Source organism: Pseudomonas sp. Pf153, from assembly GCF_001269775.1.
GTDB classification, from domain to species: domain Bacteria; phylum Pseudomonadota; class Gammaproteobacteria; order Pseudomonadales; family Pseudomonadaceae; genus Aquipseudomonas; species Aquipseudomonas uvaldensis.
This window is the reverse complement of sequence record NZ_LHVL01000025.1, coordinates 551,597-566,571: the sequence shown is the minus strand read 5'-3', so window position 1 is coordinate 566,571 and position 14,975 is coordinate 551,597. Positions and strand designations below refer to the sequence as shown.

The window sequence follows — 14,975 nt, the reverse complement described above, 5'->3', positions numbered from 1 at the left end:
TGGTGTTTCCAAATCATTCGTTAAACCGCGACAGCAGCAGGGAGCGCCAGATGTTCAGCCATGTCACCGTGGGGGCGCAGGACTTTGAGCGGGCCGGCCATTTCCTGAATAAGCCTATTCACGGGGTTCGACCTCCATTCCCGGGAGCGTCCTTATGATCGACCATCCGATCATGCTCGCCTTTGGCAGCTACATCCTTGCCGCCGCCAGCCCAGGCCCCAGCAATATGGCGATCATGGGGGTGGCGATGCGTGACGGGCGCTCCCACGCTCTGGTCCTGGCGTCCGGCGTCATGACAGGTTCGCTGTTCTGGGCATTCCTGGCGGCAAGGGGCATCTCCGCCTTGTTGACGGCTTGTGCTCAGGCACTCTTCGTCATCAAGGTGGCGGGTGGGGTCTATTTGCTTTACCTGGCGATGCGTGCGGGCAAGGCTGCCATGGCATCGACACACGAGAGCGCCGGTGCGGTTGCCGGACGGGAGGCTCGGCGTTATCTGCCTTTGTACCGCCAGGGCGTGCTCATGCACATCGGCAACCCCAAGGCCGTCATGTCCTGGATAGCGATCATGTCGCTCGGGCTCCGTGAAGACGCGCCAGTCGGTACTTTGCCTGTGATCATCGGCGGTTGCGCCTTGCTCGGCATCATCATCTTCGGCGGCTACGCCATCGTGTTTTCGACGGCCAGGATGATTGCCGGCTACACCCGGCTGCGGCGCTGGGTTCAAGGGCTGTTCTCTGCGCTGTTTGCGGTCGCGGGATTGAAGCTCCTCGTGTCGTCTCACTGATGTTCCGGTGTTGTGAAGTCGCGAGGAAAAACGAAGGCGGATGCCTCGATCGGTCGCCAGCCCATGAATGGCAACCACCAGCGCACTATCGTCGAAGACCTGGTCACAGGCAGCCCTCACTTGTCACGCGGGGCTGCCGAGCGTGGGGTTACACCCCAAGCTTGTCCCGCAACCCGTAATACCAAGCCCCCAGCGCCGCAAACGGCGTGCGCAACAACTGGCCGCCAGGGAACGGGTAGTGGGGCAGGTCGGCAAACGCATCGAAGCGCTCGGCCTGGCCGCGCAACGCTTCCGCCAGGACCTTGCCCGCCAGATGCGTATACGTCACGCCATGACCGCTGCAACCCTGGGAATAATAGATGTTGTCCCCCAGGCGCCCGACCTGAGGAAGACGCGACAGCGTCAGCAAGAAATTGCCCGTCCAGGCGTAATCGATCTTTACATGCTTGAGCTGAGGGAAGGCCTTGAGCATCTTCGGTCGAATGATCGCTTCGATGTTAGCCGGATCCCTGGCGCCATAGACCACGCCGCCCCCGAAGATCAGGCGCTTGTCACTCGTCAGCCGGTAATAGTCCAACAGGTAGTTGCAGTCTTCGACGCAATAGTCCTGGGGCAGCAGGCTATGGGCCAACTCGTCCCCCAGCGGCTCGGTGGTGATGACCTGCGTGCCGCACGGCATGGACTTGGCCGCCAGCTCCGGTACCAGATTCCCCAGATACGCGTTACCGGCGACGATAATGAACCTGGCCCTGACCTTGCCCTGTGGCGTATGCACCACCGGGCTGGCGCCACGCTCGATTCGAACGGCCGGTGATTGTTCGTAGATGACACCGCCAAGGGACTCCACGGCCGCCGCTTCACCCAGCGCGAGGTTGAGCGGATGAATATGGCCGCCGCTCATGTCCAGCATACCGCCGACATACTCATCGCAAGCCACCACCTCGCGAATGCGACGCTGATCCATCAGTTCCAGCTGGGTATGACCGAAGCGCTCCCATAAGCGTTTCTGGGACTCCAGATGACCCATCTGTTTGGCGGTAAGGGCCGCGAACACACCGCCGTCCTTCAAATCGCACTGGATCTGATACTTCGCCACCCGCTCGCGAATGATCCGACCGCCCTCGAACGCCATATTGCCCAGCAACTGCGCCTGCGCAGGCCCGACACTGCGTTCGATCACATCAATATCGCGGCTGTAGCTGTTAACGATTTGCCCGCCGTTGCGACCCGAAGCGCCAAACCCCACCTTCGCCGCCTCGACAATCGTGACCTTGAAACCGTTCTCCAGCAAAAACAGGGCAGAGGACAGGCCGGTGTAACCCGCGCCGATGACACACACGTCGGTTTCGACGTCATCCTGCAGGACCGGGCGCGACGGCGTCGGGTTGGCCGACGCGGCGTAATAGGACGCTGGATAAGGAGTGTTCGCCATTCTGCAACCTCTGTTTTATATTTTTTACGAGTGCGCCGATCCTACCCGAGATAAAAATCGGCCGCCAGCCACCGCAAAAACTTCGTCGCGGCGGCGAAATTAAATATTTTGCATATTCATAGGGTTAGGTGAAAAAAAGGTGTTGACACCCCTTTGGAATTCCGTAGAATGCCGCCTCACAGCAGGCACGTAGCTCAGTTGGTTAGAGCACCACCTTGACATGGTGGGGGTCGTTGGTTCGAGTCCAATCGCGCCTACCAAACAAAATCCGCTCTGCTGGGCGGTGTGAGGGGGAATCCGAAAGGGTTCCCCTTTTTCTTTGCCTAAGAAAACGTTCACAAACCAAAGGCTTCGTTCACACCAGACATCCGCGACGGCGCGCAGCCATCGTCACCACCGCACTCAACGCCTGCATCGGCCACGTCGTCGACCTCAACTTCGGCCCCCAGGTCATCGCACCGCGCTATGCCCTCTGGCAACAAGAAGAAATCGACAAGTCCCTGGCCCAGCGCGACAAGGCGCTGACCGCGTCCGGCGTAAAGTTCACCAATGCCTACTGGCAACGCACCTACAACCTGCAGGACGATGACCTACAACAAGCGCAGACCCAAAGCGAAAAGCCCGCATTCGCCGGAGCCACGCAACACCCGGCGCCGGATCAAACTGCCCTCGACCAAGCCATCCATAACCTGCCGACCGAACACTTGAACCAGCTGACTGAAAACCTCGCCAACCTGATGTTCATGGCCGACACCTGGGGTCGCCTAAGCACCAGCTCAGACCGGGAAGACTGACATGCCCAGCCCTGCAAAACAGCTCGACCCCGCAGACCTCAAGGCCATCTTCGGCTTCGAACCCGCCCACGCCATCGCCTACCTGAAAGCCAAGGGCTACACCATCACCTGGCATTGACAAGACATCCTCGACCAAGCCCACGACCATGCGTTCACCGTGGCAAAAGCCATGCGCCTGGACCTACTCAGCGACATCCGCGCCGCCCTGGAGACCGCCCTTCAACAGGGCCAAACCCTCCAGCAATTCACCGCCAACTTGAAACCCATCCTACAAGCCCAGGACTGGTGGGGCCGGCAAGTCATCGTCGACAGCCGAGGCAATGCCGAACCCGTCCAGCTCGGCAGCCCACGCCGGCTCAAAATCCTCTACCAAACCAACCTGCAAAGCGCCTACATGGCCGGCCGCAAAGCCGGCATGGAACAAACCACCGAGACCCACCCGTACTGGATGTACATCGCCATCCTCGACGACAAAACCCGGAGCAGTCACCGCGCCATGCACGGCCAGGTCTTGCGTCACGACGACCCCATCTGGCAAACCATCTTCCCGCCCAATGGCTTCAACTGCCGCTGCCGCGTCATCGCCCTGAGCGAAGCCGCCGTCAAACGCCGAGGGCTCACCGTCATATCAAGCCTAGGGAAAACCTTCACCGAAACCATCGAGACCGGCACCGACAAACGCACCTGCGAGATCAGAACCGTCACCATCACCGGCATCCGCCTCACCAACGCCCAAGGCCACACTCTCACATTCCGCACCGACCCAGGCTTCAACCACGCTCCTGGGCCAGTCTGAACACACCTCCCCGTGGCGAGGGAGCTTGCTCCCGCTGGGCTGCGCAGCAGCCCCAAACCCAGCCCAACCAATACCTCCTGACCCACTGCAAACCAAAATGGAAGGCATCCCATGTTCATCATCGAACTAGACCACCAACGCCTACAACAAACCCTAAGCAAAGTGGAACAGGCCATCGGCGACCTCACGCCACTGATGCACAGCCTGGCCGCCGAACTCACCAGCCAAACCGAAGAAAACTTCGAACAGGAAGGCCGCCCGCAATGGCCCGAGCTTTCTGACGTCACCATTGAACGCAGAGCTGAAACAGGGCATTGGCCCGGAAAGATGCTGCAAGCCAGTGCTGCCGGCCTGGCGGCCTCAATTACCACGCAAGCCACCGAGAGCTCGGTGCTGGTAGGCAGCAACAAACCATATGCGGCAATGATGCAGTTCGGTGGGGACCAGGCGGACTTTCCGCAGCTGTGGGGTGATATCCCGGGTCGGCCGTACTTGCCCATGGATGCTGAAGGCAACCTGCAGCCCGAAGCGGAAAAGGCCTTCTTGGATTTAGCATTAGCTCACCTAGTATATAAAGGCTCGCTGACGTAGCCTTAAGCACTTCCCGGCAAACCTCATAATGATAAAAAGGACTTAATATTAAATGAAGGATACTTTTTCTAAGCGGAGTGTAATGAGCAAAACCAGAGACAATCATTTTGTACCGCAATGGTATCAAAAAGGCTTTATGGATGATCGAGACGACCAGCTCTGCTATCTCTCGCGCAGAGAAATAGACCTTAAGAATGGCGGCACCAAAATAGTGCACTCTAAAAGGTGGCATACGCCAGCTCAACAATTTTATAAAAAGGATCTGTATTCAACGTTCTTCGGCACAGAAATAAATGACGATATAGAGCATAAGCTTTTTGGCCCAATTGATGATAATGGCTCCAAAGCCATTCGCGCTTTTTTGAATGACGATCAATCGCAATGGCATCATAATTTTCAAAATTTTTTTATTTATCTTGACGCACAAAAATTGAGAACCCCTAAAGGATTGGACTGGATCAAAAGTAAGTATCCAGAACTAAGTCAGATGCAGCTTATGATGGAGATGCAGTCGTTACGCTCAATGCATTGCACTTTATGGAGTGAAGGAGTCCGAGAGCTAGTTTCAGCAGAGGAATCGGATATAAAATTCATCGTTTCCGACCATCCCGTCACGATCTACAACTACGCATGCCCTCCAGCATCAAAGTTGTGCGGATACCCAGATGATCCAGATATTTCATTAAAGGGTTCGCAGACAATATTTCCGCTGAGCAAGAACCGTTGCTTGATTCTAACTAATCTTGAATATGCCAGAAATCCGGATGATGTTAATCCTCTAGAGCAGCGAACCAACCCGACTCGCGTTCGCCCAAGTATGGTGAGCACCATCGAGTTTATTAGCTCTCGCAAGCTATCGGCAGCTGAAGTCAACCAAATTAATCATATCATTAAAAGTAGAGCTATCTCATCGGTAGCAGCCGGAAAAGAAGAATGGCTTCATCCTGAAAATAATATCAAATGTGACTGGAGTGAAATCAAGCAAGTATTGCTGCCGCCGAAGAATGAACTTCATAGATTCGGCGGTGAAATTTACGCACGTTTTGATGATGGTTCCGTGCACTATCAGGATGCATTTGGTAGAACAGCGCCAAAAAACAAATTGCTAGATAAGCACATTAATGAAGCTCAGATTGGACGTAACGATTTTTGCGGTTGTGGTAGCGGTCGCAAATACAAAAACTGTTGTCGAAACCTTCCTATAGATCTTCGAACGACTTGGAGTGTGGCAAGTGTCCGAGAGCGTAACTTGGCATTTTGCAACTGTATTCGGGGAGTTTTAGGCCTAGACAGCGGCAAAACGTGGGTGGACGTCAGACGTGAGCTATCCAACAACCAAATATCACAAATTTATGAATTTTATTCGATCTTATGGCCGCGTGAAACAGATATCTATTCATTATTACCTAAGTCCGATGGGAAATTTCGCGCGCTTTACAGCGGGATTTTAGATGTTCGAACGATTGGCGCACATGCGTTGCCAATGGCAACTTTTTTTGATGAGTTTTTAGTTGAAAACCCAATAACCAATCCTAATAACGTTAAGCCGGAGTTCAGCCCAATTAAATCACCCGAAAAATATAAATATCAAGCTTTGAAGGACTTTCTTTTTATGCTTGAGATGGAACCATTTATCGGGTTTGGCCTAATCAACCTTATCCCAAACCCCGCTGAGTTTGACCTTGACTTGTTGGGCGCAATGATGGAAATGGCTAGGACCCGTTCGGATCCGCGCACTCCCGATATAACCTGTGAACAAGATAAAAAGATATCTCTCAGATTGGCGACTGAAGATCTGCTAAATTCGATGGCGATGATGCCGAGGGACGTAAAAATACAAATGCTAGTTAGTCAATTCGGATTGACTGAGAAACGTGCAGAAAATGCTATTATTGAACTGGAGGAAAGTGCGGAAAACTCACCACTGACGCTGTTGCAACAATTAGACGCCGATAAAGCAAGTCAGTTCTTTCAGTTTAGGATGGGGCCAAACTATGAAATGTCGCTATTTGTAGCGCAAGTCACTGGTTCAGTATTGGTCACGGACAGTGGTTCGAGATGGCGAGAGCTGGTTGTTGCTCAGCACCGAGATCAAGGACTTATAAACTACCCTTGGAGCAATGCACTTGATCAGATAGTTTCGATTCCCGTCGATTACCAATTATTGGAAAAACTCGAGAAATCTCAATCTCACTTCGCCACATTCAGAAAACTGATAAAATCAGCAGATCGTATGATTTTGGACAATGACTGCTCCCCGACTAAACTGAGTCGGCTAGCTGATCAAGCTAAGATGTGTATGAACCAGATTGAAAAAGCCGCAGAGCCAGTGGTAACACATACCTTGAAGGTATTAAGCCCAGCTGGAGGGTTCTATGACGCCCACGTCCAACGTTTACTTGCTCGTTCCGGCTGCTCGAGATACGACAATCAGGTTAGATCCGTTTTTGGCGTTTCCTTTCAAATTTAAATTTTTTCTCCCACTGTAATTTTCCAAAAGAACAAATCCACTCCCTTTACTTTTGTAAAGGGGGATAGATGTTTGCTGTCCATACGCATCGTATTCTTATACGCTATAACTTCAAGGACACTCGTAATGGCATCTAGGGGCGTATAAGCTGCGCAATTCATTTCATTATATTTAATCAATCGTCTCGCATAAACTTCTCATAAGAATGAGCATGATAGGAACACAGTCCGCCATTGTCCTGATCTTCTTGCCCCAAACTTTCGTCACACATTTCACATTCTGTGTATTCAAGTTCCGCAGCGCACCACAGACAGGACTGCTCATGAATTAGGAACGTATTTTTGCTACATTGATTGCAGCGTTCTAGGAGTGGTTCATCCCCGTCACGTGGATCATAGCTATGGGCTTTCTCTACCGCGTCGATCATGAGTTGGGCTATCAATACTACGCACCCGCAGGCGATACATGTAGCCTGAAAGCTATCATCGTTGGATTCAACCGTATCGCCTGCGTCCAAGTTTTCTTGCGCAGGTGCTAATAAGGCGGAAGCGCATTCCGGGCACTTGCATTCTTTCAGCCATGGTTCCATCCCTTTTGGCACACAAGCATCTGCCCAAGCCTCTTCGCATTGGTGGGTGGTGTCTACAAAAAACCTGTGATGCAACAGCATCAGTTGCCAGGCATCGCCAAGAATTGCTGCTGGCGGCTCTCCCAGTTCTGTCTGAATGAAATCCCGGAGCACTGGGAATAGTTCAGCTACGAAATCGGCCACCTCACCTAAAGTGTGAGCTGGATGCAGGTGCTCCAGATGGTTGCGACAGGCCTGTAGCTTCTCGATCACATCCCAGTCAACATCGATTTCAAAAGCTTCGAAACGCTTTTGAATCGTTCCAACGTCGATTGTGGTGGCCTTGAATTTGCCGACTGGCACCCAGTTGATACCTCCATAGCCATCTGAATGAGGCAAGACCTCCGGCGGATTGAAAATCAGAGCCGCCGCATCAGCAGGATCATCGACACACGTAGCAATTTTGTACTTGAATAGTAGCAGTACTCCAGCGAAGAGATTTCGAATAGCCGAGAGCGCCCGCGCTGGATCTCCCTCAGGGTGCCTACAGCGCTCGAAGTCCTCAACGCCTAACCTGATGGAGGTAAGCGCATTCTCGCGAAGCTTGGCGGCATCAAGCATCGGCATGGGGCGTGGGAGGGCCATGTGGTGATTGTCCTGAAGGCGTCAGATAGTTCGGGAGAGCTTAGCCGATAGCTCGGTGAATCGCTCGCCGCACCTGATAACCACCGTAGCGGGGACTAGCTCTATTCAGAATCATTACATTGCCCCAAGTTTCATGAGTACCTAATTTCAGGTCCACTTTGAACCACTTTCCACTCATGGCGGGCAGCAATTGGCAGATACCAAGATGGCGCTTCCAGGATTCAAGGCATGGGGCACTCTCCAAATGGTATTACCATTCTGCCCCGCTTGGCGCCTATATAGTTAACCTTAAAAGGATTTCACATGCGAATTGAAGAAGAATACAAAAAATCAGGCTATTTCTGGCTGCCTGGAAAGGAAGAGAGCAAAATTCCCGGGATATTATCAATCGACAATGGTGGAAAAATTAAATTAGAAATTATAGGCCATTTTAATGATGGTCCCAGCTTACTAAGCAATGATGGCTTAAGTCGTATAATTGGCCATGTCGAAAAAGACGGGTTGGTAACTCTGGATAATTGCTTTTATATAACAAAAAATATTTCATTGGGCGGCATATCCAAATCAACAGTACACGTAAATACCGTTTTCGGCGGAGCTGCATGGGGTAAGGAGGAGACCGTAACCTTCAACACCTTTTCGTTTTCAGTTGACTGCTTAGACGAATGGGTTGGAATTAGTGGCATTGATGTAAGTACTGACTGGGATGCTAGGGCTGCAACAATTAATTACTACCCACCCGAAGAAAAAGTCTTCTCGCTTGATAACGGCATGAAGCTTGAAATTTGCTTTGCATATACTCTTCCAGTATTTCCAAATATCACAGAGGCCAAAATTACTCAGCGAACCTATTTTAGACTCAGCTCAGAGGAGTTACTAAACTTAGATGACTTCACGACTACTGCCTTTAAAATAACAAATTTAATGTGCTTTGCTATAGGCGAGATTGTTAGCTTGAAAAATGTATCGGCAACCTCGCGTGAGTTGCAGCGCGGCGTGGACAATAAGCAATATTCTGTTCCGATCTCAATTTACTATCAAAGCATTCCGTTCTCTGAAAAAATGCCAAAGAAAGATCGGCGCTCGATGCTTTTTAATTTTGCCGTTATTACGACCAGCGCACAGCAGGTCCTCAATAATTGGTTAAATGCTTATGAGTATCTGTACCCAGCACTTAATTTATATTTTTCAACGAAAACTGGCGCCCAGAAATATCTTGAAGGTAAATTTCTGGCTTTGGCACAAGGGCTAGAGACTTACCATAGAAGAACCAGCAGCGAAACATTAATGGAGCCAAAGTCCTTTGAGGCGGTGGTAGAAAAAATCCTTTGCGCGTGTCCGGAAGAACATGTCGGCTGGCTACAAGGTAGATTGATGCACGGCAACGAAATCAATCTTGGCAAGCGATTAAAAAGAATTATTGAACCATTCAAAAAACACCTTGGAACAAGCGCAGAACGAAATAAGATGCTAAAGAAAATTGTAGACACTAGGAACTACCTGACGCATTACAATGAGGATTTGAAAGATACTGCTGCCAAAGAAGGAGATCTTTGGGGTCTTTGTGCGAAAATGGAGTCCATATTTAACTTGCACTTTCTTAAGGTCATTGGGTTTACTGAAGAGGAAATAGATTGGGTAGTAAAAAATAGCTTTCCACTAAAACAAAAATTACAGGGAGCTAATATGTGATACTTCACTATTGCTCGCGGCGTTAGCCTCCCTTATTGGCAGGAAGCGGCTCTCCAAGGGAACAGCTTCCCGCCCATCACACCAGCCCCATAAGGGACAGACAGTAACTGCAACAGGTTGGCTTGATCCCACACAGACTCCATGGTTCCCTTTACCTCTACACGTCTGATCTGGATCCCATGAGCAATCACGAAGAGTTCCCACAGCAGTGGGGCGACCACCTCCACGCTGAAGCTCCAATTACCGCACAAGAATACGTACCGCCTAAAACATCTAGCGCACTGCGGCTTGAGGACATGTACCCCGAGCCATTCGAGCAGCTGTGCTGGTGGCTTCTTCAGAAAGAACACACGCTCACTGGCTGTCAGCGCCTGGGTAACAAAGGAAAGATTTCCCAGCACGGCATCGATTTATTCGCATTCGATCGTCTGAGCAAGGACCGTTTATTGGTATTCGAATGCAAGTGCTGGAAAGATTTCACTGGCAGCAATCTGACCGCCGCAGTCGACCGTTTCCTAGCGGGCGAGTGGGCAAAATCCGCGGGACGCTTCACGCTGATCCTGGCTCAAAGCACCGTTCGGTCTCTTGACCAAGCCTGGGTCGAAGCCAGCCTCAAACTGTCGGCGCGTGGTATCGAGGCGGATTTATAGACAGCGGAACACCTAACGGAAAAGCTCAAAAACGCCCCAGACGTGCTCACTCGTTTTTTCTCCGGGCCACATGTCGATCAGTTCTGCAATCAGTGGATGCAGCGTGAGGGCTTTCAGGAAATGTTCCTGAAAGCCCTCAAAGATCCGAGAGCAGAAGTGTCAGCGTTGGCAAATGAATTTCTGAACAGCGGAGCGATTGACAAGGAAGACCTCACCGTTCGCCATGCGAACGGCCGACATTGGGCCTTGAAAAAGCTATGGGTCGATGTATCGGCGATGCTCCCCACACCCGAGGACTATCCAGGCTCGGCCATCATTTCGATCTCCATGCCCGACACTGAAGGTGTAATGGTGGTCCTGGACCAATTGTGGCTGCTGAACAACTTATTAGGTAACGAGGGGGAACCGCTGCTGGCGCAATGCCGTCCTTTTTTCAAGGCGTAACCACGCAGACACCGAATAACCACATAGTTGACTTGAAAACTGCCGGTTCCTCCTGCCTGAGCCAGCAGCCCAAGAACTCATCAATGTCGCGGACGAGTTTTCAGCACAGTACCTACAGAGTTTGAAGCAAGTCGAGACGCAATGGGAGGCGCAACACTTTCCCGTCGTGAAATGGGCGGGTACGCGAGTCGCATTATGCAAAGTCGATGCTTGGGTGTGGGAGCAAATGCTTGAGTTCGCCAACGTGCACGACACCAATAACGGCAACTCTGCATGGCACATGTTCCACAATGCGTCGAATAGACTCATGCCGGTTTCAAGCGCTGGGTACCATGGCGTTATTTTCGGCGCCGCCATCGAGGACCTTTGCTACATGGATCAGGTTGCAATTCTATGGGAACCGCCGACCTATCATGCTTACAATGAATCCCGGTGGACGTGTATGGAGACCTATCAGTGGCTGACCAACGAGTTGCTCCCTGCAATCGGGCGTTGGCAGGCGGGTCAAATCGGCCGATATTGGCGGAACTGGCTACGTCCATTAGCAACACGAGCAAAGATCGCCCGTGTCACCAAGTTTTGGAGCAGCTCAGAACCTTACAGCGATGTGCGCAGAATGCCGTTGGTCGAGGCTGACAGATTCCGAGAACTGGGAGTCCTGGAAACATTGGAGATGCTTCAGTATTTTTACAACAGTGATCGAAGCAACCGTGCTCGGTTTACGACCAATCAGCGTGCAGGTTTGTATCGCGCCCTGATGCTGTTACTCAAAGGCGGCAAGGGCTTTACCGGGTATATGCGCTCAAGCTTAGGTATCAGCTCAGCAGAGACCCATGAGGACCCATGCGAAGCCATCAGCGACATGTTGAAACAGGCTCACTTTGTTCCGCTCAGTGACAACACCGATTACGTGATGAGAGCCATGCTGGAAGCAACCGGTCGCAACGGAGATTGGATCAGTCCAAAGGATCGCGAACAAATCTTCCAGGCGCTGCTTCCCTACATGCAAGTCTATGACCGCCAGTTGCTCATCGAACGTCATAGTCGCTACCTGTGAACATCGCGCAGGTATCAGCCTGCGCTTTTCCCTAAGCCCCAAGCACAGTCGGTTCCAAACAACCGTCCTCACGGCATAAGGATGGTCATATCCCGAACAGCCCCCGAGGGAACCCGGTTTCATCAGGAAAGCCCAGCGCCGCCAAGGGGCAGCCAGGTAACGTGGGTTTAGCGTCGATAACGTCTGCCACCTGATGGATCCATTTCGAGTTGACGCCGATATTTTTGACCAGATACCAGATTACCGCGATCAGACCATAAAGACGGCTCGTCGCATTCGAGTCGAGGCCGAGCCTCTGAAAGTAGGGATCGTTTGCCACGGTGGGTATAGGGTTAGCTGAAATCTGGTTCCAGATGCGACTATGGTGCGCACACCGGTTGCGCAGGGTGCTGATCTCCTGGAGCCATTCTTTAAGAATTCTTGCATGAGTGAGACCGAACCGTTTGCAGATTCTGTTCCGATGGCTGTCTTTGAGTATCTCGTAGTACTTCGATGCTATTCCAAAGTCCCATGCTTCGACGATCACCCAAAAGGGCATTGCTTTACGCTGCTGTCGATGCCACTCGATGCTGTCCTCGCGGCTACGAGCAATTTGCTCTTCTTGACGCTTTGACCAGTCGTTCCAAATGTTGCGTGACTTACCCTGTTTGGTCGTGAAGGTCCTGGTTTGCGAAGGATTGATGTAGCGGATGTCCTGATAGGCCAGCGGGTCGTGATAACCCACCTCGTGAGCGATTGCCGAGCGTAAGTGCACCTCAACGCGCTCAATGGCATCAAGCATCAGTTGGCGCAATTTTTTGTCGAACAGATAGAGTTCAATAACGGAATCGAAATGAGTGCCAGGGGTAAACGCGTTTTGACGTCGTGGTTTTTTACCTGCGGCGCATAGCACCACGTCGCCCTTGGCGTTACGAAGAAATTCACGGCACGGATACCAGAATCCGCTCAAGCGGTAGTAGCCAATCTGACTGAGTTTACGTTCGGCGCGGGGTACGTCGAGGATCTGCATACCACGGCTGGTGAGCAGAGCGCATAGATCGCTGTAGGATCGAAACGGCTTTGGCGGAGCTAATGGCTGCAACATCCTTTGTCCAGAAAAAAGAAGGCCCAAACATAGTGCTGGACTGAGCCAGCACCAGAGGTTCGGGCGCTATTGGGTTAATTATCTGCGCTCATTACCGCGCAGTCAACGCGGCGTGTGCTCCTGTAGACCGTCATGGTTTCACCCCATACAGGTCCAGCCCGGGTTTGGGCGTAACGGTCATTACCACGTCATCAATGACCGCCTTGCCCATCACCGTAAAATAATGCGCAGCCCAGGCGTGTCGGTCGGTATCGCGTATGAACGCTGCGTCTTCGGCAAACGCCTTCGCCAGAAATAGCAAGTCTGACGCCATTGCCAGTGCCTCGTAGACGGGTACGCCAGCGCTGACATGAAACAGCGGATGACCTGAGCAAGAGACGAAGGGCGTCAGGCCGATGGTCTTTTCTTCCGTGTATTCAGTCATTGATCACCTCCAATGATGGAGGTGTAGTGAGATTCAGATTCTGAATCGAGGGGATCGGAGGACGGGAATCTGTATGGGGTGACTGTTCGCATTGTCTAGCTCCTTGACCGTTAGGAACTGCCACTTCTCGTTACCAAGCGAATGGGTGGCAGCTGCGCGCAGGTTGGTAAACCGGGAGTCAAGGAAACCGGCACGCCCGAGAGCGTCCCACGCACAGCCGCCATAACAATATTGCAGGCGTAACGAACTAGCCATTGAGAATGGCGCTGTTGCGTAACTCATCGGGTTACCAATCCCGGTCGCTGAATTTGCAGCGACCTGAAGAAAATATCCCGGTGAAGAGCTGGCCATCAAGGGAGCTACGATTAAAAAAACACCGTAAAAGGCACCTCCTACGCAACTATCGGAGTTTGCCTACAACTCCGGAAAAGGTCATCCATTTTATCCGGCGGGTCGAGTCCTCCAGCCATACACACCCCGTAACCCCGAGCCCTAGTCCCGAGGCTACGCCACCTCCGATCGGGCGCTGGATTTCTATCTGAAACCGAAAGGAACCGACGCCAAAACCGACCGACCACCGGGCCAGCTCTTCACCGTCATCAACGGCATCGATACCGAAAGTCTGCTCGCCAACCTCAGCGAAAGCTTCGCCTCGACCAACGCGATGATCAACGTCCTGGCATTCAATCTTGAGGGGGCACAGCGACATATTGTCTTTGGTGTTCAACAAGTCATCGAGTTGAGCGAACTGTTGGTCAACCGGGCGCTGGACAACGTCGATCCACGCTAGCACCCAGCCTGTAACGTACGCCTACCGGGCCGCCGACCCACCGGCCCGCACGGCAGCCTGTGCAGTGTCCTTTTACCCACTGCACACGTAACCCACGACGGGCTATCTTCACGGCATGCGGCTCATCGAACTCAACGACGGCACCCGCGGAATAAGCTCATCCATGTTGCCGGACGAGCGTTGAACCGCTACGCGCTACAAGCTCATCTGACCTGCGTACAGTAGCTGTAGTGGTCAAAATAATCAGAGCCCGCTTCGGCGGGTTTTTTAATGTTTGGAGAAAACTCATGTCCGGTAAGTCACTTGGCACCCTGGCGCTGACTTTGGCTGCAAAGATCGGGGCTTTCACTGGGGCACTTTATAAGAAGAGTCGAGACGCAAAAAAGCGAAGCGAAAAGAATTGGAAAGCCTTTTAATAGTCTGGCAAAAAGTGTCGGTACAGCAATTGGCAGCATTCCAGCTGTTCTACGGCGCTGGTTGTACACTCGGCGAGCGTGGCCAAAGAGATCGCAAACCAGTCCGCCCTGGCGGGGTTGAAGGCCGCCCCGCAACGCCGATTTTCGCGATTTGCAAACCTTCACACTCGTCTCTGTGCACGGCCCTCGCTCCCACAGCAAGACCGGTAGAAAACCCCTGCACATTTGGATCATTAACTTGTCAGTTATGGTCATTGAGCGATCGCCCCCGGCCTTTTAGGCTGTTGGGCATGACTGACGGAGGCCGCAGAGCTTTCGCATTTTTTCCGTGATTTGCC

General features: G+C 52.2%; 14 protein-coding genes and 1 tRNA gene. 11 read left to right on the top strand and 4 right to left on the bottom strand.

The window, feature by feature from the left end:
- Positions 1–154: 154 nt before the first annotated feature.
- Positions 155–784 (top strand): LysE family translocator, encoded by a 630-nt coding sequence (locus tag AD666_RS17740; RefSeq protein WP_053154718.1) that lies wholly within the window; start codon positions 155–157, stop codon positions 782–784.
- A gap of 148 nt (positions 785–932) precedes the next feature.
- Here the strand turns inward: AD666_RS17740 and AD666_RS17735 are convergent, their stop codons facing one another.
- A complete protein-coding gene (locus AD666_RS17735; protein ID WP_053154715.1) occupies positions 933–2,216 on the bottom strand; it encodes an FAD-binding oxidoreductase in 1,284 nt (427 codons plus the stop codon).
- Positions 2,217–2,399: 183 nt separating this feature from the next.
- On the opposite strand from AD666_RS17735, the gene AD666_RS17730 reads away from it, so the two are divergent.
- The 5 genes from AD666_RS17730 (at position 2,400) to AD666_RS26135 (ending at position 6,867) form a co-directional block, all read left to right on the top strand.
- Positions 2,400–2,476, top strand: a tRNA-Val gene (locus AD666_RS17730).
- The gene (locus tag AD666_RS26140) at positions 2,450–3,010 is read left to right on the top strand and encodes a DUF935 family protein (RefSeq protein WP_256222696.1); all 561 of its coding nucleotides are present in this window, start codon (positions 2,450–2,452) and stop codon (positions 3,008–3,010) included. Before AD666_RS17730 ends, AD666_RS26140 begins: the two co-directional genes overlap by 27 nt.
- 169 nt (positions 3,011–3,179) lie before the next feature.
- A complete protein-coding gene (locus AD666_RS17725) occupies positions 3,180–3,806 on the top strand; it encodes a phage minor head protein (RefSeq protein ID WP_256222695.1) in 627 nt (208 codons plus the stop codon).
- 111 nt (positions 3,807–3,917) lie between these two features.
- The gene (locus AD666_RS17720; RefSeq protein WP_053154712.1) at positions 3,918–4,397 is read left to right on the top strand and encodes a phage virion morphogenesis protein; all 480 of its coding nucleotides are present in this window, start codon (positions 3,918–3,920) and stop codon (positions 4,395–4,397) included.
- Between the two features lie 52 nt (positions 4,398–4,449).
- Positions 4,450–6,867 (top strand): DUF4238 domain-containing protein, encoded by a 2,418-nt coding sequence (locus tag AD666_RS26135; RefSeq protein WP_082339823.1) that lies wholly within the window; start codon positions 4,450–4,452, stop codon positions 6,865–6,867.
- A gap of 175 nt (positions 6,868–7,042) precedes the next feature.
- On the opposite strand, the gene AD666_RS17710 is transcribed toward AD666_RS26135, so the two are convergent.
- Complete coding sequence (locus AD666_RS17710; protein WP_053154706.1) at positions 7,043–8,080, bottom strand: hypothetical protein; 1,038 nt, start codon at positions 8,078–8,080, stop codon at positions 7,043–7,045.
- A 303-nt stretch (positions 8,081–8,383) separates the two neighbouring features.
- On the opposite strand from AD666_RS17710, the gene AD666_RS17705 reads away from it, so the two are divergent.
- The 4 genes from AD666_RS17705 to AD666_RS17685 all read left to right on the top strand — a co-directional run bounded on the left by AD666_RS17705 (position 8,384) and on the right by AD666_RS17685 (position 11,923).
- Entirely contained in the window at positions 8,384–9,772 is a 1,389-nt protein-coding gene (locus AD666_RS17705; protein ID WP_053154703.1) for a HEPN domain-containing protein, read from the top strand.
- Positions 9,773–9,951: 179 nt separating this feature from the next.
- Complete coding sequence (locus AD666_RS17695) at positions 9,952–10,422, top strand: hypothetical protein (RefSeq protein WP_156315957.1); 471 nt, start codon at positions 9,952–9,954, stop codon at positions 10,420–10,422.
- A gap of 42 nt (positions 10,423–10,464) precedes the next feature.
- The gene (locus AD666_RS17690; RefSeq protein ID WP_156315956.1) at positions 10,465–10,866 is read left to right on the top strand and encodes a hypothetical protein; all 402 of its coding nucleotides are present in this window, start codon (positions 10,465–10,467) and stop codon (positions 10,864–10,866) included.
- Positions 10,867–11,092: 226 nt separating this feature from the next.
- A complete protein-coding gene (locus tag AD666_RS17685) occupies positions 11,093–11,923 on the top strand; it encodes a hypothetical protein (RefSeq protein ID WP_156315955.1) in 831 nt (276 codons plus the stop codon).
- 85 nt (positions 11,924–12,008) lie between these two features.
- Here the strand turns inward: AD666_RS17685 and AD666_RS17680 are convergent, their stop codons facing one another.
- Positions 12,009–13,007, bottom strand: a complete 999-nt coding sequence (locus tag AD666_RS17680; RefSeq protein ID WP_256222693.1) for an Abi family protein — start codon at positions 13,005–13,007, stop codon at positions 12,009–12,011.
- A gap of 130 nt (positions 13,008–13,137) precedes the next feature.
- The gene (locus AD666_RS17675; RefSeq protein WP_053154688.1) at positions 13,138–13,431 is read right to left on the bottom strand and encodes a DUF3077 domain-containing protein; all 294 of its coding nucleotides are present in this window, start codon (positions 13,429–13,431) and stop codon (positions 13,138–13,140) included.
- Positions 13,432–13,957: 526 nt separating this feature from the next.
- Between AD666_RS17675 and AD666_RS26820 the strand changes: the two genes are divergently transcribed.
- The gene (locus tag AD666_RS26820) at positions 13,958–14,221 is read left to right on the top strand and encodes a DUF6124 family protein (RefSeq protein WP_371259604.1); all 264 of its coding nucleotides are present in this window, start codon (positions 13,958–13,960) and stop codon (positions 14,219–14,221) included.
- Positions 14,222–14,975 lie beyond the last annotated feature (754 nt).